The sequence below is a fragment of the Streptomyces sp. NPDC005263 genome, from assembly GCF_042872365.1.
In the GTDB taxonomy this organism is placed as follows: Bacteria; Actinomycetota; Actinomycetes; order Streptomycetales; family Streptomycetaceae; genus Streptomyces.
In genome coordinates this window covers 238,880-260,730 of sequence record NZ_JBIAKJ010000008.1, presented here as the reverse complement: position 1 = coordinate 260,730, position 21,851 = coordinate 238,880, and the positions used below count along the sequence as shown (strand labels likewise).

Here is a 21,851-nt window from a genome sequence, read left to right as displayed (position 1 = left end):
GGTCGAGCAGCCCGCCCCAGTCCGTACCCGTGTCCGTACCCGTGTCCGTGTCGAACCGGTCGCCCGGCCGGTCAGCGGCGGGCATACTCGCGGAAGCCCCGGCCCGTCTTGCGGCCGAGGCAGCCCGCGGCCACCAGGTGCTCCAGGAGCGGCGCCGGGGCCAGCCCCGGGTCGCGGAACTCGCGGTGCAGGACCTTCTCGATGGCCAGCGAGACGTCGAGCCCGACGACGTCCAGGAGCTCGAAGGGGCCCATCGGGTAGCCGCCGCCCAGCTTCATCGCGGCGTCGATGTCGTCCAGGGACGCGTAGTGCTCCTGCACCATCTTGATCGCGTTGTTGAGGTACGGGAAGAGCAGGGCGTTCACGATGAAGCCCGCCCGGTCCCCGCAGTCGACCGCGTGCTTCTTGATCCGGGCGCAGACCTCGCGCACCGTCGAGTGGACGTCGTCGGCCGTCAGCACCGTACGGACCACCTCGACCAGCTTCATCGCCGGTGCCGGGTTGAAGAAGTGCATGCCGATCACGTCCTGCGGACGCGAGGTCGCGCGGGCGCAGGCGACGACCGGCAGCGAGGACGTCGTCGTGGCCAGCACCGCGCCCGGCTTGCAGACCTTGTCCAGCGTCGCGAACAGCTGCCGCTTGACCTCCAGGTCCTCGGCGACGGCCTCCACGGCCAGATCGACGTCGGCGAACGCGTCGTAGGAGCCGGCCGCGGTGATCCGGTCCAGGGTCTGCGCGGCGGCCTCCGCGGTCAGCCGGCCCTTGTCGACGGAGCGAGCGAGCGACTTGCCGATGCGGGCCTTGGCAGTCTGCGCCTTCTGCTCGCTGCGGGCCGCGAGCACGACCTGGTAACCGGCCTTGGCGAACACCTCGGCGATACCGGACGCCATCGTGCCGGAGCCCGCGACGCCGACGGAGCGGACCGTACGGGCGGGAGCGTCGAGGCTGCCGGACAGCGGTGTCAGGGCGTCCGGCACGACCGTGGCGCTGCCGGGAGCCTCGTACGAGTAGAAACCGCGGCCCGACTTGCGGCCGGTCAGACCCGCCTCGCTGAGCTGCTTGAGGATCGGGGCGGGGGCGTGCAGACGGTCGTGGGACTCGGCGTACATGGCCTCCAGGACGGTGCGCGCGGTGTCGACGCCGATCAGGTCGAGCAGCGCGAGCGGGCCCATGGGCAGTCCGCAGCCCAGCCGCATCGCGGCGTCGATGTCCTCGCGGGAGGCGTACTTCGCCTCGTACATCGCGGCGGCCTGGTTGAGGTAGCCGAACAGCAGCCCGTCGGCGACGAACCCGGGCCGGTCGCCGACCGCGACGGGTTCCTTGCCGAGCTCCAGCGCGAGGTCGGTGACCGCGGCGACGGCGGGCGGCGCGGTCAGCACCGACGAGACGACCTCGACCAGCTTCATCGCCGGCGCCGGGTTGAAGAAGTGCAGACCCAGCACGCGCTCGGGGCGGGCCGAGTCGGCGGCGAGCCGGGTGACGGACAGGGCGTTGGTGCCGGTCGCGAGAATCGTCTCGGGCCGCACGATCTGGTCGAGCTCACGGAAGATCTGGTGCTTGATCTCGTACGACTCCGGGACCACCTCGATGACCAGGTCGGCGTCGGCCGCCGCACCGAGATCGGTGGACGTGCGGACCCGGCCGAGCGCGTCGGCGCGCTCCTGCTCGGTCAGCCGGCCGCGCTCCACGGCGCGGGCGGTGGCGGTCTCCAGGGCGGCGACGGCCTTGGCGGTCGCCGCCTCGCTGACGTCGATGCCGACGACGTCGCGGCCGGCCTTGGCCAGGACCTCGGCGATGCCGGTGCCCATGGTGCCGAGGCCGACCACGGCGACGGTCTGCAACGGGGACAGAGGGGTGTCGGACAGGGGAGTGGCCATCGCGGACTCCAGGAAAGAGGTGACGACTGGGAACGCGCCCGGTGCGCGGGGGGAACGCGGCCGAAGCCGGGAACCACGTGCACCGGGTGCGGAAGAAGGAGTGCGGGTGTTGCCGGGCTGCGAGCGCACACGCCCGGTGCCGTGCTGACGGGCGTGCACACGCCCCACAACGGCGGAACCGACCGGCCCTGTCCCGGGGCCGGGTCGAACTCAGGTACGCGATGTACCGAACCGACTGCTTCCGCGGTGGCTGCGTCACCAGGCCACCGCGAACCGATCTACGAGTGGGTAACTCGCTCGTATGAGCTTAACCGGTGGGTAACGAGCGCGCCAGCCCCCGAGTTTGTGATGTAGGTCCCGGTCGCCCGGCGGCGCCCCTAATCTCAGGTTCCATGGACGAAGAGTTGCGATCACTCACGGAACGCTTACGGCAGGAGGCAGGGGCGACGGCCGGTTACGACCGGCTGGTGGCGACCGAGGACCTCGACGACCTGGCGGATGTGCTCACCGCTCCCGGACAGCCGCTGTGGGCCAGGGAACTGGCCGCGTTCCGGCTCGGGACGGCGGGCGACCGGCGGGCCTTCGAATCCCTCGTCCTGTTCCTCAACCACCGCGACCCGCCGCGCTGTGCCTCCGCCGCCCACGCCCTGGCCCGCCTCCGCGATCCGCGCACGGCCCGCGCGGCCGCCGCCCTGGCCACCAACGAACTGCGGGTCGCCTACGCCCTGCACCCGGTGCGCCTCCTGGTGCAACTGCGCGCCCCCGAGGCCGTGCCCGCGCTGATCACCACCCTGCAGCGGCGGCTGCGCCCGCACGACCCGTACCGCAGGGTGGCGCTCGCCTGCGTGGAGGGGCTCGGCACGCTCGGCGACTTACGGGCCCGGCCGGTCCTCAACGAGGCCCTGGCCCACCCGGCGCTCGCCGAGGCGGCCGTGCACGCGCTGGCCCGGATCCCCCGGCAGCGCCAATGAGGCGTCAGCGGGCCGGAGGTGAGGGGACGGCACTCGGGCCCGAGTGGCTCCCCGTACCACCCCGACGAGCTAGCCGACCGGGGCGCCCGGGGCCGGCCGTCACGTCGAGGCGCGGACCACGAGTTCCGGGACCATCCACGCGCCTTCCCCCACGGCGGGTTCCTTGCCCTCCAGCATCTGCGTCACCTGCTCGACCGCCAGACGGCCCACCTGCCGCTTGTCGATGCGCAGGGTGGTCAGCGCGGGCTCGACCAGTTCGCCCAGGGACAGACCGTCGAAGCCGAGGACGGCGAGGTCCTGCGGCACCCGCCGGCCTTGGCGGCGGGCGGCCCGCATGCCGCCGATGGCGACGAGGTCGTTGAAGCCGACGACGGCGGTGACGTCCGGATGCCGCTCCAGGAGCCGCTCGACGGCCTGCTCGCCCGCCGCCACATTGTGGTCGTCGCAGCGCGACAGCCAGTCCGGGCCCACCGCCAGCCCGTGCTCACGCGCCTCGGCCAGGAAGTACTCGCCGCGGGGGCTGCGCGTTCCGGGCAGCGCGCAGTCCAGCATGCCGATCCGGTGGTGCCCCCGCTCCACCAGGTGCGCCATGGCGACCCGCATGCCGGTCGCGAAGTCGATGCCCACCGATCCGAAGCGGGTCTGGTCCGGGGCGCGTTCCAGGAGCACGATCGGCAGCCCGGCGGCGTACCGGGCGAGCACCTCGTCGGTGCTGTCGAAGTAGCCGACGATGGCGTCGGCCTGGCCGGACAGCAGGTCGAGCGCCTCCTCTTCCTCCTCGGCGTCGTGCCGGGACTCGCACACGGTCACGTTCCAGCCCTGCGGCTTGGCGACCTCCAGCACACCGGCGGCGACCTCGGGGAAGTACGGGTTGGCGAGGTCGGAGACGACCAGCCCGAGGGTCACCGAGCCCGCCCGGCGCAGGCCCCGGGCGTGCCGGCTGGGCCGGTATCCGAGGCTGCGGACAGCGGCCAGCACGCGCTCCTTGGTCGCGGGACCGATCTCGCCCTTGTCGTTGATGGCACGCGAGACGGTCTGCCGGGACACCCCGGCCAGCCTGGCGACGTCCACGATCGTGGCCCGGCCGGGCCGGACGCGTGTGTGATCAGCGGATCGCTGCTGTTTGCCCGGCACCATGTCAACCGTCCTTAAAAAGGTGTGCTCATGCCTGGTCTGAGAGCTCCCACATTGTCAGCCAAGGGTGACGGCGAAGATGTGCACCCCGGGTTCCTCGGGACTCCTCCCCTCTCCGTAACGCGGCAGAGTGATCGACTCCAGGATCCTCGCGGGGTCGAGCGGCGCCGCGCACCAGCCGACGCGGGCGGGCCTGTCGACGCGGCCGTCAGGGCGGTTGTGGTACGGCATGGAGACGACGGTGTGCGCGCCTGCCGGGTAGTCCCCCTCGCCGAGGGTGTCGAGGGCCAGCAGCGGGATCTCCTGCCGGCTGCCGTCGGTGTAGGTCGCCAGGCCCGGCCCGAAGCTGCGGTCGGCGGTGCCCAGGAGCAGGAAACCGATTCGGGACCCCGAGCCGCTCAACGTGATGGTCTGCCCGTCGGCCCGTACGTTGTCGGGCTCGCCGGGGGCGGTGTCGGGCCACCGGAACGCGAGGCCCCCGTGCGCGACCGTGGCGCCGGGGACGATGCCGGCCGCGGCCAGGGCCTGCGCGGACAGGCTGATGCCGGTGCCGCCCAGGTCGGCGAGGCCGGGGGCGTCGTCGCCGCTGATCCCTCTGCTGTCGCGGGCCGCGGCGAAGGACTCGTGGACGACGGGCGCGGGCACCGTCGGATCGAACATGAGGGAGACGTCAGGCCGCACGGCTCCACGCGAGGCGAGGACACGGACCCGCAGGCGGTGGGACGTCAGGGGGCGGGGCAGTGACACCAGGCGCTTGTGGCCCGCGGTCGTGCCCGTCGCCACCCGCTGCCACGCGCCCGACAGCCACACGTCGACGGCGAAGGACTCGACGAGCTGCCCGTGCCGGATGTCCTCGCTCAGCCCCACCACGTTGAAGGTGCGCGGCTGCGGCAGCTCGACCAGGACGCTGCCGGGACCGTCCTCGCCGGTGTGCGCGTCGGCGGCGAGATCGACGCCGTACACCTGGCGCAGGACGCGGCCGAACTCGGTGAGCCGTGCCACGTCCGGGTCGGCGAGCAGGCCCCGCCGGTCGGGCGGCACGTTGAGCAGCAGGACGGCGTTGCGGCCCACCGAGTGCCGGTACAGGTCCATCAGCCGGGGCAGCGACTTGACGGCGGTGTCCTGGGAGGCGTGGTGGAACCAGCCCGGCCGGATGGAGACGTCGACCTCGGCGGGATACCAGGCGAAATGGCCCGCCCGGCGCATGGCCTCGGGCCCCGCGAGGTCGTGTTCCTCCTCCGCCACGGCGGTGGTGTGCCCGAACTCGGACGGCTCGTCGCGCATCGGGACGACGCTCCACTCGCTGTAACGGGCGTAGCCGCTCTCGTTGCCCACCCAGCGGACGTCGGGACCGCCGACCGCGCACGTGGCGTCGGGCGCCAGCGCGCGCACCATGGAGAACCACGCGTCGTGGTCGTAGTGCTGTTTGGTGGCGGTCGGATCGGCGCCGTCCAGCCACACCTCGCCCACCGGCCCGTGCTCCGTGAGCAGTTCGTACAGCTGGTTCAGGTAGTAGCGGTTGTAGTCGTCCACCACGTAGGTGAAGGAAGGCAGTTCCCCCGACTCGACGCGGGCCGTCCGGTCGTCGCCCGGCACCAGGGTCGGGATGACCGTCTCGACGGCGGGGCTGCCGTTGCCGTAGCAGCCGTCGGCGGCGTGCGTCTGGTGCAGGTCGGCGGGGGAGAGGTAGACCCCGAGGCCCAGTCCCACCGTGCGGGCGGCCTCGGCGAGTTCGCGGACGACGTCGCCCCGCCCCGCTCGCCAGGGCGTCGCGGCCACCGAGTGCGGGGTGTAGCGGCTGGGCCACAGGCAGAACCCGTCGTGATGCTTGGCGGTGAGGATCACCGACCGGAAACCGGCGTCCGCGAGGCTGCGCGCCCACTGTCCGCAGTCCAGCTCCCTGGGGTCGAACAGGGACAGGTCGTCGGTGCCGGTGCCGCACTCCAGGCCGGTGAACGTGTTGATGCCGAAGTGCACGAAGGCGACGAGTTCCTGTCGCTGCCAGGCGACCTGCCGGGGCGCCGGGCGGACCGTGGACGCCTTGCGGCGCAGCTCGTCGTCGCTGTCGCCGGGGTCGACCGCGACCCGGAGAAAGGGTTCGGAGGTCATGTGCTTACCAGATTCCCTCGGGTGCGCTCAGTGGACGTGGTTGTCGTTGATCAGACGGACGAAGGTGCGCGGTGTGACCACCTCGGCCTGCGGTCCCAGTCCGTTCACCACGGTCTGCACATCGGTCAGGCTCTTGGTCCAGCAGTGCACCAGGATGAGCGTGTAACCGTCGGCGGAGCCCGGGGCGGCGGGGCGCTTGTTGATGGCGTCGATGAGGTCGGGCTCCTCGGTCTGCCCTGCCCACAGGACGTTCCGCTGCGCGATCACCGGCTTGCCGTTGACCCATCTGACCCCGCCCTTCACGCCGGGGCCGAAGTAGAACAGGGCGTCGATGTTCGGCTGCCGCAGGTACGGCGCCCACAGGTCGGAGCGCTTGAACACCGGCTGGTCGTCGAGGATTTCGCAGATCCGCAGGTCCGCCTTGCCCATGTACGCGTTCAGGGTGACGGTGTGGGCGTCGAGCGCGTCGGCGGACATGTGGCTCGGATAGGTGTACCCGCGGCCGCTGGGACCGGCGACGAAGTTGTCCCAGGCCGGGCCGGCCGAGGCGTTCTCGTAGTACCAGCGCAGGGGGCCGGGTGCGAGGTCGACCAGGGAGGGGCTGATGCCGTAGCCCACGTCGAAGCTGCCGCGCACCGGGTTGGCGAAGTACTCGTGCAGCCCCCACAGGTTGAAGGCCACGTTGTCGCCGTCGCTGATGACGAAGGTGACGTAGTGCTTGTTCGCGGTCGCCGGTGCGGGTTCCGGCTTCTGGGACAGGCCGTCGGTGCTGTGGATGCCGCTCAGCACCGAGAGGTTGGGCGCCAGGTCGGACGGGATGGACACGACGCCTTCCTCGGACGCCTGCTGGATCATCGCGGTCTCGTCGTTGCCGTATCCCATGAGGGTGGCGGGCGCCTGGAGATCGCCCAGCACGCCGGCCCGCCATTTGGTCACCCCGTCGTAGAAGGTGAACGAGTCGGTGAGGGCGATGTAGTCGCGCAGGTGGTAGTAGACGGTGGGGTTGAGTTCCGCCGCGATGTGGTCGGCGAAGAGGGACCGGTAGGTGCTGTACGCCCAGTGCTCGTCCTTGTCCGAGACGTCGAGCAGCATCCGCGTGACGCCGAGGGCCTGCACGGCGCTCTCCTGTGTCACGTCGACGGTCAGGGCGTTCATCGGTCCGCCCAGCGAGGACGCCACGTTGAGCGACGCCGGGTTGGCCGTCAGGTCGTACCGGATGTAGCCGCGTACGGTGCGCCGGAAGCGGGTCAGCAGCTGCTGCCAGGTGGGGTAGGCGTCATTGAGGGCGATGCCGTAGGTGGTGTGCAGGAAGTTCTTCCAGATCGCGCCCGGCCCGCCCTCGTCGATGAAGATGCCTTCGGAGGAGGTCTTGGCGACCAGGCCCTGGAGCGAGGCCACCAGCACCCGGTCCGGGTTGGAGGTGAGGTTGGCCGACGGGATCACGTCGAGCGACCGCAGGGCGGTGCCCTTGGGCAGGGCGACCCCGGTCGGGACCGTGGAGGTGGTGGAGGCGCCCGCCGCCGTGGCGCCGGCGAGGGTGGGCACGGCGGCCAGGGCGGACGCCGCGAGCGCCGACTTGCCGAGGGCTCTGCGGCTGATGTTCATGGTCATGCGGAAGCTCCGGAAGGGTAGAGCCAGCAGTGCACCCACTGGCCGGTGGGGTGTTCGGTCCGGGCGGGGAAGGCCTGGCGGCAGCTGTCGGTGGCCAAGGGGCAGCGGGGATGGAAGCGGCAGCCCGTCGGCGGGGCCGCGAGGTTCGGGGGTTCGCCGCTGTCCTCCACGTCGGTGAAGACGGAGCTCCCGCCGGGCGCGAGGGTCCGCGCCGGGTCGGGCGAGGAGCTCAGGAGCAGCCGCGTGTACGGGTGCTGGGGATTCTGGATGACCTCTTCCGTCGGTCCGCCCTCGACCATCTGGCCCGCGTACATGACGTGGATCTCCTCCGCGAGGTACCGGGCGCCGGCGATGTCGTGGGTGATGTAGAGCAGGGCCAGGTCCTCCTCGTCGCGCAGCCTGGCGAGCAGGTTGAGGATGTCCAACCGCATCGACACGTCGAGCATCGAGATGGGTTCGTCGCCGAGGAGCACCCGGGGGCCGACCGCGAGGGCCCGGGCGATGGCCACCCGCTGGCGCTGGCCGCCGGACAGCTCGTGCGGCAGTTTGCCGATGAAGTCCCGGGTGGGTGTGAGGCTGACCCGCTCCAGCAGGTCGAGCACCCGTTCCTCGATGTCGCCGCGGCCCGCCCGGTGGTGGATGCGCAGGGCGCGCGCGAGGTTGTGGCGGACGGTGTGCATGGAGTTGAGGGAGGCGAACGGGTCCTGGAACACCATCTGGACCTCGGAGTAGTACTCCCGGGCCGCCCGGCCGCGACGTGGCCCGACCGGCTCACCGCGCAGCCGGATCTCACCGGAGGTCGGGGTGTACATCAGGGCGAACAACCGCGCCAGGGTCGTCTTGCCACTGCCGCTCTCACCGACGAGGGCGACGATGCGTCCGCGTCGCAATTGCAGCGACGCGTGTTCCAGCGCCTTGACGGTGGAGGTACGGCCGAGCCCGCCGCGCACCGTGAAGTGCATGGTCACGTCGTCCGCCTCGAGGACGGGCGGTTCCGGGACGACGTCGGACTCCTCGGGGTGCCGCCACGCGTCCACGCCGCCGTCAGTGTCCGAGAGCATCGTCGGTCCTCTCCTTTCGCGCGTGCCCCACGGTGGGACCCCCGGAGTGCAGCAGGCAGGCGACCTGCTGGTCGCCGACCGGGCCCAGCACCGGCAGGACGCTGTCGCACAGCGCGAACCGCTCGGGACACCGCGGGTGGAAGGCACACCCCGGCGGCGGGTGGCGCAGGTCCGGTGGCGAGCCCGGGATGCCGCTCAGCCGCCGGACCGGTTCCCGCAGCGGCGGGAAGGAGGCGCGCAGGCCCTCGGTGTAGGGGTGCCTGGGGTGGTGGTAGATGTCGGCGGCGGTGCCGATCTCGATGATGCGGCCCGCGTACATGATGGCGATCCGGTCGGCGAGTTCGACCAGCAGCGACAGGTCGTGGGTCACGAACACCACGGCGAAACCGAGCCGTGCGCGCAGCCGCAGGATGTTCGCCAGTATCTGACGCTGCATCACCACGTCGACGGCGGTGGTGGGTTCGTCCATGACGACGAGGTCGGCGCCGCAGGCGAGAGCGAGCGCGATGGTGGCGCGTTGCCGGGTGCCGCCGGACAGTTCGTGCGGGTAGCGGTTCGCCTGGCCGGCGGTGAGGCCGACGAGGGTGAGGAGTTCCTCGGTGCGTTGGCGCGCCGCCTGACGGCTGAGCGTCCGGTCGTGTTCGCGCAGGACGTCGGTGAACTGGGCGCCGAGCCGGGCGACCGGGTTGAGGGCGTTCATGGCGCTCTGCAGGACGATGGCCATGTCCCGCCAGCGCAGCTTCCTGAGGTCGCGCTCACTCAGGCCGACCAGGTCGACGGGGTCCGCCGCGCCCCGGGGACGGAACAGGATCTCGCCCGCCGTGGTCACCGCGGGGGGCCGTTCCAGCCGGGTGAGCGCGGTGATCAGGGTGGACTTGCCCGAGCCGGACTCACCGGCGACGCCGAGGATCTCGCCGCGCCGGACGGAGAAGGACACGTCGTCGCAGGCACGTACGGAGCCGTGCTCGGAGACGTACTCGACGGTGAGTGCCCGGACGTCCAGGAGTGTTTCGCGGTCGTCTTCGGGCATGCGGGACTCCTCAGGCATGCGAGGCCTCCTTCGTCCGTGCGCGCTGGGCGTTCCGTGCGCGCTTGACCAGGACGCGATTGGCGTTGCGCAGCCGCGGGTTGGAGACCTCGTCGACCGCGAAGTTGATCAGGGCGACGGAGGCGCCGAGCAGGGCTATGCACAGGCCCGGTGGGGCGAACCACCACCACATGCCGCTGATCAGGGCGTTGCCCTGCTGCGCCTCGCTGATCATCACGCCCCAGCTGACGGTGGAGGAGCTCGACACCCCGAGGAAGGCGAGGCCCGACTCGGCCAGTACGCCGCCGACGAAGCCGGTGAGGAACATCGCGGAGATCCAGCCGATCAGGTGCGGGAGCACCTCGACCATGGCCAGCCGCCAGCGGCTCTCGCCGAGCATGCGCATCGCGTGCACGAAGTCCCGGCCGCGCAGGCTCATGGTCTGCGACCGCAGCGCCCGGGTGCCGCCCGCCCAGCCGAAGACTCCGATGATGACGCCGATGGTGAGCGGGCCGGCGCCCTGGGTGTAGCCGCTGATCACGAAGATCAGCGCGAAGGAGGGCATGGTGAGGAACACGTTGGTCAGCCCGGTGAGGGCGGAGTCCACGATCCCGCCGGCCAGACCGGCGGTCACCCCCACGACGACGGCGATGAAGGTGCCGAGCACGGAGGCCACCAGCCCCGCGAGCATCGACTCCCGTGCCCCGGTGACCACTTGGGCGAGCACGTCCTGTCCGCTCGCGGTGGTGCCGAGGAGGTGCTTGGCACCGGGCGGCGAACTCACGGCGTTGAGGTCGAGCGTGGTGGGGCTCTGGTGGAGCAACGCACTCGTCATCCACGGCCCGGCGAGGGCGAGCACGCAGAAGAAGGCGAACACGGCGAGGCCCAGGCGAACCTTCCAGCCGGCCAGCAGTCGCTCGGTCATCCTGGTGTCACCTGACTTCCCTGGTCCGGGGGTCGAGCAGTGCGTAGAGGGAGTCCGCCAGGAAGTTGGCGAGCAGGACGGTGAGGGTGATCAGCAGGAACACCGCCTGCATGGTCGGGTAGTCACGTTTGGAGACCGCGTCGAACAGCAGGAACCCCATGCCCGGGTACGAGAAGACGATCTCGGTGAGCAGGGAGCCGCCGACCAGTCCCCCGATGGCGAGGGCGAACTGGGTGACGCTCGGCAGCATGGCGTTGCGTGCCGCGTACCTCAGCATGACCTTCCAGCCGGGCAGTCCCTTGGCCCGGGCGAGCAGGACGTAGTCCTCGCTGAGCGTGGTGACCATCATGTTGCGCTGTCCGAACACCCAGCCGCCGAACCAGGAGAAGACGATGGTGGCGACGGGCAGCAGTCCGTAGTGCAGGGCGCCGAGCAGGAAGGGCAGATTGAATCCGGGTACGGCGTCGGGCGGGTAGCCGCCGGAGACGGGCGCCCAGCCGAGCTTGACGGCGAAGACCCATACGGCCAGCAGTGCGACCCAGAAGTACGGGACGACACTGAGGACGGTCGACAGCGGGGTCACCACCGTGTCCAGCCGGCGACCGGGCCGCCACCCCACGACGATGCCCAGCCCCACTCCGATGACGAACGCGATGACGGTGGTGCTGCCCACCAGCACCAGCGTCCACGGCAGGGCGGCCTTGACCAGGTCCGCGACCGGGACCGGGTACTGGCTGATCGACAGACCCAGGTCACCGTGGGCGAGTTCGCCGAGGTAGCCCAGGTACTGGGAGATGAGGGGCTTGTCGGGATTGCCGAAGAGCAACTCGATGGATCGTACGGTGGCGGGGGAGGGCGCGGCACCGTTGCGCTGGGTCATCGCCTGGATGATCGCCTGCGCCGGGTCCCCGGGCATCAGCCGGGGGATGAAGAAGTTCAGGGTGATGGCGACCAGGGTGACGAAGAGGTAGAAACCGAGCCGGCTGCCGAGCCAGGTCAGGCTGGAGCGGCGGCGGGCCGGAAGCTGGGTGGCCTCCCCGGCCCCGCCCTGGTGGGCGAGGCCGGTCTCGGCGGCGGTCAGGGGGGCGGTCATGGGGTCTCTCCCCTCAGCCCTTCGCGGCCTTGAGGTGCAGGAGCGTGGTGATGAACTCCGAGCCCGAGCCGGTGTTGGCCAGGTAGGCCGGGTTCTCCGGGTCGGGCCAGCCCGTCCAGCGCAGGGTGTTGGCCACGCCCGCCGCGCCCGAGGAGAAGAGCGGGATGGTGGGCACCTGGTCCACGAAGATCGTCTGGGCCTGCTTGGACAGGGCTTTGAGGCGGGACTGGTCGTCCGTCGCGGCCATCTGAGCGAGGATCTTGTCGAACGCGTCGTTCTTCCACCGGACGGTGTTGTTGCCGCCGACGGACTCGGTGCCGAGCGGCTGGATCAGACGTCCGTCGAACTGCTGGAGGGCGTAGTACATGCTGTCGCCCCGGGACAGCCAGGTGGCGGCCATGTCGAACTTGCCCTTGTTGATGTCGGAGCCCGTGTTGGCCCCGGACCCGCCGCTGAGGGTGACCTGGATGCCGAGGGACTGCTTGATCTGCTGCACGACCAGCTGGCCGATGGTCTTCAGGAACGGCGTGTCGCTGGGCGCCACATAGGTGATCGGGTACTTCTTGCCGCCCTTGACGAGTGAGCCGCCCTGCACGCTCCAGCCGCCGGCCCGCAGGTCGGCCTTGGCGGCCGCGACGTCCTGCGCCCGCGGCGCCAGGTACTTGGGATCGATCCAGTCCTTGTACGTCTTGGTCGACAGGCCGGTGGGGCTGGCGGGTGCCTGCGTGAGGGGGAGTTTGCTGGAGGACAGCTTGGCGATCGCGGTGATGTCCACCGCGTTCGCGAAGGCGCGGCGCACGTTCACGTCGTCGAAGGGTGCCTTCGCGTTGTTGAGCATGACGGAGACGACCGAGCCGTCCCAGGCCATGATGAAGTGGTGGTTCTTCGGGTCGGAGCTGACGTAGCTCTTCGCGTCGATGTCGCAGGTGCAGAAGTCGATGCTGTTGTTCTGCAGCTGGGTCTGGATGTTGGCGCTGGTCGCCGCGACGAACCGCAGTCTGTTCACGGCGAGCTTGCCGCCCCAGTAGTCACCACGTGCGGCCATGGTGACCGCCTGGGGCGAGAAGGTCTTGATGCTGAACGGGCCGGTGCCGACCGGCTTCTTGTCCAGATAGGTCAGGGGGTTGCGGCCGGTCCAGAGCGTCTTCTCGAGGATGTTGATGTTCTTGATGTTCACCAGTGCCTGGTAGGCCGGGTCCTTCCAGGTGACGGCCACCTTGTCGGAGCCCACCGCGGTGACGGACGTGTAGTCCGCGCCGGCCACCTTCGGGTTCTTCAGCGGCAGTTGGAGGCTGAACAGCACGTCCTGCACCGTCATCGGATGGCCGTCGGAGAACGTGACGCCGGGCCGCAGCGTGAAGGTCGCGGTGCGGCCGCCGTCGGACCACGCCCATGACGTGGCCAGCCAGGGGATGAGCGTGCCGCCCTTCGCGCGGTTGGTGGCGACCAGCGGCTCGTAGATGATGTTCAGCCCCGGCCCCGTCTCCGAGGCGCTGAACGGGTTGAAGTTGTCGGTGAACGTGGGGGCGCTGTTGGGTGCCTCGACGGTGATCGTGCCCGCGTTGGCCGAGGACTGCTTCGCGGCGCCTCCTGAACAGGCGCCGAGCGACAGGGTCAGTCCGAGCACGACGGCACAAGACGCACCCGGCCGCAGCCGCTTTCTCATGTGTGGGTTCCTTCCCGAGTTGCTTGGTTCTCGGCGCGCTCGTCGCGTCGCAGATGGGGCCTCTGGGGGATGGGCCGACCGAAGCAGATACATCGGAGCTCTAGAGGCGCAGCACACGGTGGGGAAGTTGCGCCGATAACGATACCGGGATCGTTCACGGGCTCTGTTGCGAACCGACTATGGAGGCGCACCGCCGGTATGTCAACATCCCTGTCAAGTTGTTTATGAGCTGCTGAGAGAAGGCGATGGAAAGCGTCCTGCCGGTCACCTCGGCGCGCCGTCGAGGGCTGAGTCACCGAAGGGCATTGACACCCGGCAACACGTACTGCAAGCCTCAAAAGATCCGATGAGTTGGCGCTGCCGACGCGGTGTACAAGGAGCATCAGTCATGCACGACGACAGAACCTTGATCGAGACGAGGCTCGCGAAAGCACTCGCGGAACGGATCAGCCCGGCAGTCCATCCACAGTCGGTGCCCCTGGAGGTCGAGGCCTGGAGCGCACCCGGCGAACCGGTCCCGGTGGCCGAGGGGCTGGCGGCGCCGTACCAGCCGGTCGAGGCAGGCCAGGCGTGGGGCCGTCCATGGGGGACCGTCTGGTTCCGGGTCCGGGGCACCGTGCCCGACCAGTGGGCCGGGCGGGCGGTCGAGGCCGTCATGGACCTCGGCTTCACCGGCGCCGTCGCCGGCTTCCAGGCGGAGGCGCTGGTCTACCGCCCGGACGCCACGGCCATCAAGTCCCTCAACCCCCGCACCACCTGGGTACGCGTCGTCGACAAGGCCGAGGGCGGCGAAGCGGTGCTGATGCACCTGGAGGCCTCCTCCAACCCGGAGATCGACGGCCCGGTCAGCCGGATGGGCGACTGGGACACCTCAGGTGACGACCCGATCTACCGGCTGCGCCGCATGGACCTGACGGTGTTCGACACCGAGGTGTGGGAGCTCACCCAGGACTTCGAGGTGCTGCAGCAGCTGATGCTGCAACTGTCCACCGACGACCCGCGCCGCTGGGAGATCCTGCGCACTCTCGAACGCGCCGTCGACCTGCTCGACCTCGACGGCGACGTGAACCGGGCCGCGCCCCGAGCGCGTGCCGTGCTCGCCGACGCGCTCACCAGACCAGCGCACGCCTCGGCGCACCGGATCAGCGCGATCGGACACGCCCACATCGACTCGGCGTGGCTGTGGCCGTTGCGTGAGACGGTCCGCAAGGTCGCCCGGACCACCTCCAACGTCACCGACCTCATGGACCGCGACCCCGGGTTCGTCTTCGCGATGTCCCAGGCCCAGCAGCTGGCATGGATCAAGGAGCGACGGCCCGAGGTGTACGCGCGGGTCCGGGAGAAGGTGGCGAGCGGGCAGTTCCTGCCGGTCGGAGGCATGTGGGTGGAGGCCGACACCAACATGCCGGGCTCGGAGGCGATGGCCCGCCAGTTCACCCACGGCAAGCGGTTCTTCCTGGAGGAGTTCGGGATCGAGACCGACGAGGTCTGGCTGCCCGACTCCTTCGGCTACTCGGCCGCGATGCCGCAGCTGGTGCGCCTGTCGCGCTCCACGTACTTCCTGACGCAGAAGATCTCCTGGAGCCAGTTCAACAAGTTCCCGCACCACACCTTCTGGTGGGAGGGCATCGACGGCACCCGGGTCTTCACCCACTTCCCGCCCGTCGACACCTACAATGCCTCGTTCACCGGCGAGGAGATGGCGCACACGGTCCGCAACTTCCAGGACAAGGGCTCCGCCACCCGCTCCCTGGTGCCCTTCGGCTGGGGCGACGGCGGCGGAGGACCCACCCGCGAGATGCTCGCCCGCGCCCGCCGCCTCGCCGACCTGGAAGGCGCGCCCCGCGTCGAGATCGAGAAACCGTCGGCGTTCTTCGCCAAGGCCCGGGCCGACTACCCGAACGCCCCTGTTTGGCTGGGGGAGTTGTACCTGGAGCTGCACCGGGGCACCTACACGTCCGTCGCGACCACCAAGCGGGGCAACCGGCGCAGCGAGCACCTGCTGCGCGAGGCCGAGCTGTGGTCGGCCACGGCCACGCTCCGGACCGGGCTCGCCTACCCGTACGAGCGGCTGGACCGGCTGTGGAAGACGGTGCTGCTGCACCAGTTCCACGACATCCTGCCCGGATCGTCGATCGCCTGGGTCAACCGCGAGGCGCGCACCACTTACCAGGACGTCATGTCCGAGCTGGAGACCGTCATCGGTGAGGCGCTGCGGGCGCTGGCCGGCGACACCTCGGCGGGCGGCACCGTCGTCTTCAACGCGGCGCCCCACGGACGTGACGGGGTGCCCGCGCTCGGCGGCACACCCACCACCGCCCGCTCGGCAGAGGGGTCGCCCGCCACCCTCACGCCCAGCGACGGCGGTCATGTGCTGGACAACGGACGGGTGCGCGTCGTCATCGACGCCCGGGGGCTCGTCGTGTCCGCGCGGGACAGCACCACCGGCCGGGAGGCGATCGCCCCCGGTGGCTACGGCAACCTGCTGCAACTCCACCCCGACCTGCCGAACAACGGGGATGCCTGGGACGTCGACCACTACTACCGGCACACCGTCACCGACCTGACGGACGCGGACGAGGTGACACCCCTCGAGAACGGACCGGCTGCCGTGAGCGTCAAGGTCGTCCGCCGCTTCCGTGACTCGCGCGTCGAGCAGACGCTGCGGCTCGCCGCCGGCGCCGCGCGCCTCGACATCGACACCACCGTCGACTGGCGTGAGACGCGGACCATCCTCAAGGCCGCCTTCGCGCTCGACGTGCACACCGACCGGTCGTCCTCCGAGACGCAGTTCGGGCACGTCCACCGCCCCGCGCACACCAACACCTCATGGGAAGCGGCCAAGTTCGAGATCTGCGCCCACCGATGGATCCACGTCGGCGAACCCGGCTACGGGGTCGCCGTCGTCAACGACTCGACCTACGGGCACGACGTCACCCGCTCCCGCCGCGACGAGGCCGATGGCGGGGACGGCGGCATCACCACGACCGTCCGGCTGTCGCTGCTGCGCGCGCCCACCTTCCCCGACCCCGACCCCGACCGCGGCGTCCACCGGTTCGGCTACGCGCTCGTGCCGGGCGCGGGCATCGCCGACGCCGTCCGCGAGGGATACCGCGTCAACCTTCCGGAGCGCGAGATGCCCGGCGACGCGCGGGTCGCTCCGCTGGTGGCCGTCGTCGGCGACGACGCCGAGGCCGTCGTCGTGGAGGCGGTCAAGCTGGCCGACGACGGCTCCGGTGACGTCGTCGTCCGGCTGTACGAGGCGCACGGCGCCCGGGCGCGGGCCGCCCTCACACCGGGATTCACCGCCGACCGGGTGGTGGAGACGGACCTGCTGGAGCGGCCGTGGGACGACGACTGGCCGCACCGGGCGGCCGTCACCTCCGTACGGGACGACGCGACGGTGGAGCTGTCGCTGCGACCGTTCCAGATCGTCACCCTGCGGTTCGTGCGCGCACCCCACCCCCTGGAGGGATCAGCATGACCCGCTCCCACGCCCTCGCCCTCCCGTTGCGCCTGTGGGAGAGCCCCGACGTCAGCGGCTGGCGGCGACTGCCCCTGCACGCCGTACCCCGCGCCGGCCAGAGCGACCGCCTCGACCTCGACGGCCGCTGGCGCTTCCAGTTGCTGCCGGGCCCCGACGCCGAGCCGGACACCCACTGGTCGCACCTGGAGGTGCCGGGATGCTGGACCATGCAGGACTTCGACGACCTCCACGGCGTCGGCGACCTGCCGCAGTACACCAACTACCGCATGCCCTGGCCCGAGCCGCCGCCCCACCTGCCGCCCGTCAATCCCACCGGAGTGCACGAGCGCGAGATCCACGTCCCGGCGCACTGGGCGGGACGGCGGATCGTCCTGTACGTGGGTGCCGCCGAGAGCGCGCTGATCGCCCACGTCAACGGGGAGCCCGTCGGGGCGGGCAAGGACGCACATCTGGCGAGCGAGTTCGACGTCACCGGGGCCGTGCGCACCGGGCAGTCCAACACCGTGCGGCTCACGGTCGTCAAATGGTCGGACGCGACCTATGTCGAGGACCAGGACCACTGGTGGCACGGCGGCATCACCCGCTCGGTGTTCCTGTACGCCACCGACCCGCTGTACCTCGCCGACCTCCGCGTGACGGCGGACCTGGCCGAGGGCGGCACCGGGCGGCTGCGGGTCGAGGCCGACCCACGGCACACCGGCGGTCTCCTCCCCGCGGGCTGGTACGTCTCCGGACAGCTGGAGGGCCTGGACGAGCCGCTCACCCGGGAGGCCGTCCCGCCCCACGAGAGCTCCCCCTGGCAGGGCCGGGCCACCCTGACCGCGACGGTCCCCGAGGTCCGCCCCTGGTCGGCCGAGACACCCGAGCTGTACGAGCTGACGGTACGGCTCCACCACCCCGACGGTACGGTCGCCGACCAGGCAGGCTGCCGTGTCGGTTTCCGCACCGTCGAGATCCGCGGCCGCGACCTGCTGGTCAACGGCGAGCGGGTGTTCATCAGGGGAGTCAACCGGCACGACTTCCACCCGCTCACCGGCCGGGTCCTCGACGAGGCCGACCTGCGCGCGGACCTGACCGTCATCAAGCGCTTCGGCTTCAACGCCGTCCGCACCTCCCACTACCCCAACGATCCCGCGCTGCTCGACCTCGCCGACGAACTCGGCCTGTACGTGGTGGACGAGGCCGACATCGAGAGCCACGGCCACTACGACGAGATCGCCCACGAACCCGGCTACCGCGCCGCCTTCCTGGAACGGGTGGCGCGGATGGCGAGCCGCGACAAGAACCATCCGAGCGTCGTCATCTGGTCGCTGGGCAACGAGAGCGGCTACGGCCCGAACCACGACGCCGCCGCCGGCTGGCTGCGCCGCTACGATCCGACGCGTCCCCTGCAGTACGAGGGCGCGCTCGGCGCCGACTGGTCGCGGCCGGGAACCGCCACCGACGTCATCTGCCCGATGTACACGCCGATCGACACGATCGTCGCGCACGCCACCTCCGGCGAGCAGACCAAGCCGCTGATCCTGTGCGAGTACTCGCACGCCATGGGCAACAGCAACGGCTCACTCGCCGACTACTGGACGGCCATCGAGTCGACCCCCGGTCTGCAGGGCGGCTTCGTCTGGGAGTTCTGGGACCACGGCATCCTGCAACGCGTCGCCGACGGGCCGGGCTCCGGCCGCCCGGCGGGCCCCGGCACCACCGGCGGATACGCGGCCGGGGTCACCGCACCCGGCTATCGCTGGGCGTACGGCGGCGACTTCGGCGACGACCCCCACGACGGCACCTTCTGCGCGGACGGGCTGGTCCTGCCCGACCGCACACCCAAACCCGCGATGTACGAGCACCGGGAGATCGCCGCACCCGTCCGGCTGCGACGGCTCGACTCCGGCGACGTCCTGATCACCAACCACCAGCACTTCCGCGACCTGACGTGGCTGACCGGCGAGTGGCGGCTGGAGACCCCCGACGCGGCCGCCGGCCTGGCCCCGGCGCAGCTGCCGCACCTCGGGCCGGGCGAGAGCGCGACGCTCCCCGTCCCGGCGGAGTTGCTCGCCCGGCTGCCCGAGGCGGCCGACGGCGAGGCATGGCTGACGCTCCGCGTCCGCACCGCCGCCGACCAGGTGTGGGCGCCGCGCGGCACCGAGGTGTGCGTCCCGCAGGTGCGGCTGCGCCGCGAGGCACGCGGACTTCTCGCCCGCGCCACGGCGCGGGAGGAACGATCGGCCGCCCCGGTGTGCGTGGACGACCAGGGCTTCCTCGTCCACCCCCGGCTGGCCGCCCCGCCCGTGCTCAGCCTGTGGCGCGCTCCCACCGACAACGACCGGCTCGGCCGGGCCGCCGACCGCTGGGCGGAGCAGGGCCTGCCGTCCGCGGCGCGTTCCCTCACCGACATCAAGCGGGACGGCGAACGCGTCGTCGTCCGCGCGGAGTACCTCACGGCGGTCGGCCCGGTCCTCCACGAGCAGGTACTCACCGCGCTCGCCGCCGGGGTGCTCCTGGTCGAGGAGACCGCGGTGATTCCTGAGGGGCTCGACGACCTGCCCCGGGTCGGGACGGTCTTCACCGCCGCCGCGGGACTCGACCGGGCCGAATGGTTCGGCCACGGCCCGGGAGAGACGTACCCCGACCGGTACGCGGGCGGTGCCGTCGGCCACTACGGCGCACCGGTGCGGGAGTTGTTCACCCCCTACGTCCGGCCCCAGGAGAGCGGCGGCAGACACGGGGTGCGCTGGTTCTCCCTCACGGCGGACGACGACGACGGCCTCACCGTGCACCTGGACACACCCCGTCAGGTCCAACTCACCCACTTCACCGCCGCCGACCTGGCCGCCGCGCGCCACCACGACGAACTCACCCCCCGGCCGTGCGTCACCGTCCACCTCGACGCCGCCCACCGGGGACTGGGCACCGCCTCCTGCGGCCCGGACACCCTGCCCGCCTACCTGGCAGGTCCGGGGACCTACCGATGGGCGTGGACTCTGCGCGGTGGGGAGGTACACGCCTGAGCTTCCGACGCGGACGGCACGCCCGGCCGACGGTCACGAAAGCCGCTGTGCGGCCATGACTGTGGCGGGGGCGACCGTGCCCAGGGCGGACATCCTCGTCAGCCCGCTCACGCGTCCATGGTGGACCGCGGGTCTGACAACGCCCCGGCACAACGCCCCCGCCGGACCTTCACGGGGTTGCTCAGCCGCGGAAGCCGAGCAGGCCGTGCAGGGTCGAGCCGTGTGCCGACGCCGACGGCGCCACCGACGTGGCCGCGGCCGCGGTCAGCGGCTTGGGGTCGGGCAGCGCCCGGCAGACCGCGTCGGCCTCACCGTGACCGCGCGGCACGGTGCCGTCGGTCAGGTACGCGGACAGGTGCTTGTCCAGGCAGGTGTTGCCACTGAGCGTGATGCCGTGGTTCCCGCCGCCTTCCTCGACCACCAGGCTGGAGTGGGCCAGCTTCCGGTGGACCGTGACGCCGCCCTCGTAGGGAGTGGCCGCGTCGTTCGTCGCCTGGAAGAGCAGCACCGGCGGCAGCTTGCTGTTGGCGATGTTCACCGGCTTCAGCGACTTGGTGGGCCAGAACGCGCACGGTGCGTTGTACCAGGCGTTGTTCCAGGTCATGAACGGTGCCTTCTCGTACACCGCCCAGTTGTCCTTGCGCCACTGGTTCCAGTCGCGCGGCCAGGAGGCGTCACGGCACTGCACCGCGGTGTAGACGCTGTAGCCGTTGTCCCCGGACGCGTCGATGGCGGCGAAGTTCTCGTACGCCTCCACCAGCGGGCCGGTGTCCTTGTCGTTCACGTACGCCGCGAACGCGTCGGCCAGATAGGGCCAGTAGCCGTTGTAGTAGCCGCCCGGGATGAAGGTGTCCTCCAGCTCGGAGGCACCCACCTTCCCGTCGGCCGGCTTCTTGGCCAGGGCCGCGCGCATCGCGTACCACTTGGCCTCGATCTTCTCCGGGTCGGTGCCGAGCCGGTATGCGGTGTCGTTCCGGGCGATCCACGCCATGAGGGCCCGGTGACGGTCGTTGAAGGCGTAATCCTGGGTGAGGTTGTCGTCGTACCAGACGCCGGTGGGGTCGACGATCGAGTCCAGGACCAGGCGCCGCACCCGGTCCGGATAGAGCTTGGCGTAGACCGCGCCGAGGTAGGTCCCGTAGGAGTAACCGAAGTAGTTGATCTTCTTCGCGCCGAGCGCCGCGCGGATCGAGTCCATGTCCCGTACGGCGCTGATCGTGTCGATGTACGGCAGCACGCTCGCGTACTTCTTGCCGCAGGCGGCGGCGAAGGACTTGGCGCGGGACAGGTTGGCCTTCTCGAGCGCGGGCGTGCTCGGCACCGAGTCCGGCCGCACCGGGTCGAAGTAGCCGGGCTTGCAGTCCAGCGCGGGCTTGCTCGCGCCCACTCCGCGCGGGTCGAAGCCGATGACGTCGTACTGTGCCGCGACGGCCTTGGGCAGCGAGGACGCGACGAAGCCGGCCAGCGTCAGACCGCTGCCGCCGGGACCGCCGGGGTTGACCAGCAGCGGGCCCTGGTACTTCTTCGCGGTGTGCCGCACTCGCGACAGCGCGAGGGTGATCTGCTTCCCGTGCGGCTTCGCGTGGTCGAGCGGCACCTTGAGGGACGCGCACTGCAGCGTCGGGTAGTCGGTGGTGCCGCACTTCTTCCAGGTGGGTTTCGCGGCTTGAGCGGCTTGGGCGGCTCGAGCGGTTTCCGCGGAGCGCGGGGCGCTCGCGTCGGCCGGGACGGCCGTGAAGGCCCCGGCCACGACGACGGCGACACCGCACAGCACGGCTGCGCGTTTTCTCATGGAGTCCTCCCAGGACGGAGGGTCTTCGGGCCGCGAGGGTCGCGGTCCCGCCGCATCGTCCCGGAAAGACGACCTGGAAGAACGCGTTCT

General features: G+C 71.0%; 13 protein-coding genes. 3 read left to right on the top strand and 10 right to left on the bottom strand.

Features of this window, described 5'->3' with window-relative positions; all coding sequences use genetic code 11:
* Positions 1 to 71 precede the first annotated feature (71 nt).
* Positions 72 to 1,877 (bottom strand): 3-hydroxyacyl-CoA dehydrogenase family protein, encoded by a 1,806-nt coding sequence (locus ACFYRY_RS32200; RefSeq protein ID WP_389153518.1) that lies wholly within the window; start codon positions 1,875 to 1,877, stop codon positions 72 to 74.
* 392 nt (positions 1,878 to 2,269) lie between these two features.
* Here ACFYRY_RS32200 and ACFYRY_RS32195 point away from each other — a divergent pair, with 392 nt between their 5' ends.
* Positions 2,270 to 2,848 (top strand): adenylosuccinate lyase, encoded by a 579-nt coding sequence (locus ACFYRY_RS32195; RefSeq protein WP_389153515.1) that lies wholly within the window; start codon positions 2,270 to 2,272, stop codon positions 2,846 to 2,848.
* A 99-nt stretch (positions 2,849 to 2,947) separates the two neighbouring features.
* Here ACFYRY_RS32195 and ACFYRY_RS32190 read toward each other — a convergent pair whose 3' ends face one another.
* The 8 genes from ACFYRY_RS32190 to ACFYRY_RS32155 form a co-directional block, all read right to left on the bottom strand.
* Positions 2,948 to 3,985, bottom strand: coding sequence for a LacI family DNA-binding transcriptional regulator (locus ACFYRY_RS32190; RefSeq protein ID WP_389153512.1), 1,038 nt, complete (start codon positions 3,983 to 3,985; stop codon positions 2,948 to 2,950).
* A gap of 54 nt (positions 3,986 to 4,039) precedes the next feature.
* A complete protein-coding gene (locus ACFYRY_RS32185; protein ID WP_389153509.1) occupies positions 4,040 to 6,091 on the bottom strand; it encodes an alpha-L-fucosidase in 2,052 nt (683 codons plus the stop codon).
* A gap of 27 nt (positions 6,092 to 6,118) precedes the next feature.
* The gene (locus ACFYRY_RS32180) at positions 6,119 to 7,702 is read right to left on the bottom strand and encodes a GxGYxYP domain-containing protein (protein WP_389153506.1); all 1,584 of its coding nucleotides are present in this window, start codon (positions 7,700 to 7,702) and stop codon (positions 6,119 to 6,121) included.
* Positions 7,699 to 8,664 (bottom strand): ABC transporter ATP-binding protein, encoded by a 966-nt coding sequence (locus ACFYRY_RS32175; protein WP_389153915.1) that lies wholly within the window; start codon positions 8,662 to 8,664, stop codon positions 7,699 to 7,701. Before ACFYRY_RS32175 ends, ACFYRY_RS32180 begins: the two co-directional genes overlap by 4 nt.
* An 82-nt stretch (positions 8,665 to 8,746) precedes the next feature.
* Complete coding sequence (locus ACFYRY_RS32170) at positions 8,747 to 9,793, bottom strand: ABC transporter ATP-binding protein (RefSeq protein WP_389153503.1); 1,047 nt, start codon at positions 9,791 to 9,793, stop codon at positions 8,747 to 8,749.
* A gap of 10 nt (positions 9,794 to 9,803) precedes the next feature.
* The gene (locus tag ACFYRY_RS32165; protein WP_389153500.1) at positions 9,804 to 10,715 is read right to left on the bottom strand and encodes an ABC transporter permease; all 912 of its coding nucleotides are present in this window, start codon (positions 10,713 to 10,715) and stop codon (positions 9,804 to 9,806) included.
* Between the two features lie 7 nt (positions 10,716 to 10,722).
* Positions 10,723 to 11,715: an ABC transporter permease gene (locus ACFYRY_RS32160; RefSeq protein ID WP_389153912.1), complete on the bottom strand. Its 993-nt coding sequence runs from the start codon at positions 11,713 to 11,715 to the stop codon at positions 10,723 to 10,725.
* A gap of 106 nt (positions 11,716 to 11,821) precedes the next feature.
* The gene (locus ACFYRY_RS32155; RefSeq protein WP_389153497.1) at positions 11,822 to 13,474 is read right to left on the bottom strand and encodes an ABC transporter substrate-binding protein; all 1,653 of its coding nucleotides are present in this window, start codon (positions 13,472 to 13,474) and stop codon (positions 11,822 to 11,824) included.
* 388 nt (positions 13,475 to 13,862) lie between these two features.
* Between ACFYRY_RS32155 and ACFYRY_RS32150 the strand changes: the two genes are divergently transcribed.
* Together ACFYRY_RS32150 and ACFYRY_RS32145 are read left to right on the top strand one after the other, a co-directional pair.
* The gene (locus ACFYRY_RS32150) at positions 13,863 to 16,958 is read left to right on the top strand and encodes an alpha-mannosidase (RefSeq protein WP_389153494.1); all 3,096 of its coding nucleotides are present in this window, start codon (positions 13,863 to 13,865) and stop codon (positions 16,956 to 16,958) included.
* Positions 16,955 to 19,969: a glycoside hydrolase family 2 TIM barrel-domain containing protein gene (locus tag ACFYRY_RS32145; RefSeq protein ID WP_389153491.1), complete on the top strand. Its 3,015-nt coding sequence runs from the start codon at positions 16,955 to 16,957 to the stop codon at positions 19,967 to 19,969. Before ACFYRY_RS32150 ends, ACFYRY_RS32145 begins: the two co-directional genes overlap by 4 nt.
* Before the next feature lie 181 nt (positions 19,970 to 20,150).
* Here the strand turns inward: ACFYRY_RS32145 and ACFYRY_RS32140 are convergent, their stop codons facing one another.
* A complete protein-coding gene (locus ACFYRY_RS32140) occupies positions 20,151 to 21,761 on the bottom strand; it encodes an alpha/beta hydrolase (protein WP_389153488.1) in 1,611 nt (536 codons plus the stop codon).
* Positions 21,762 to 21,851: the final 90 nt, after the last annotated feature.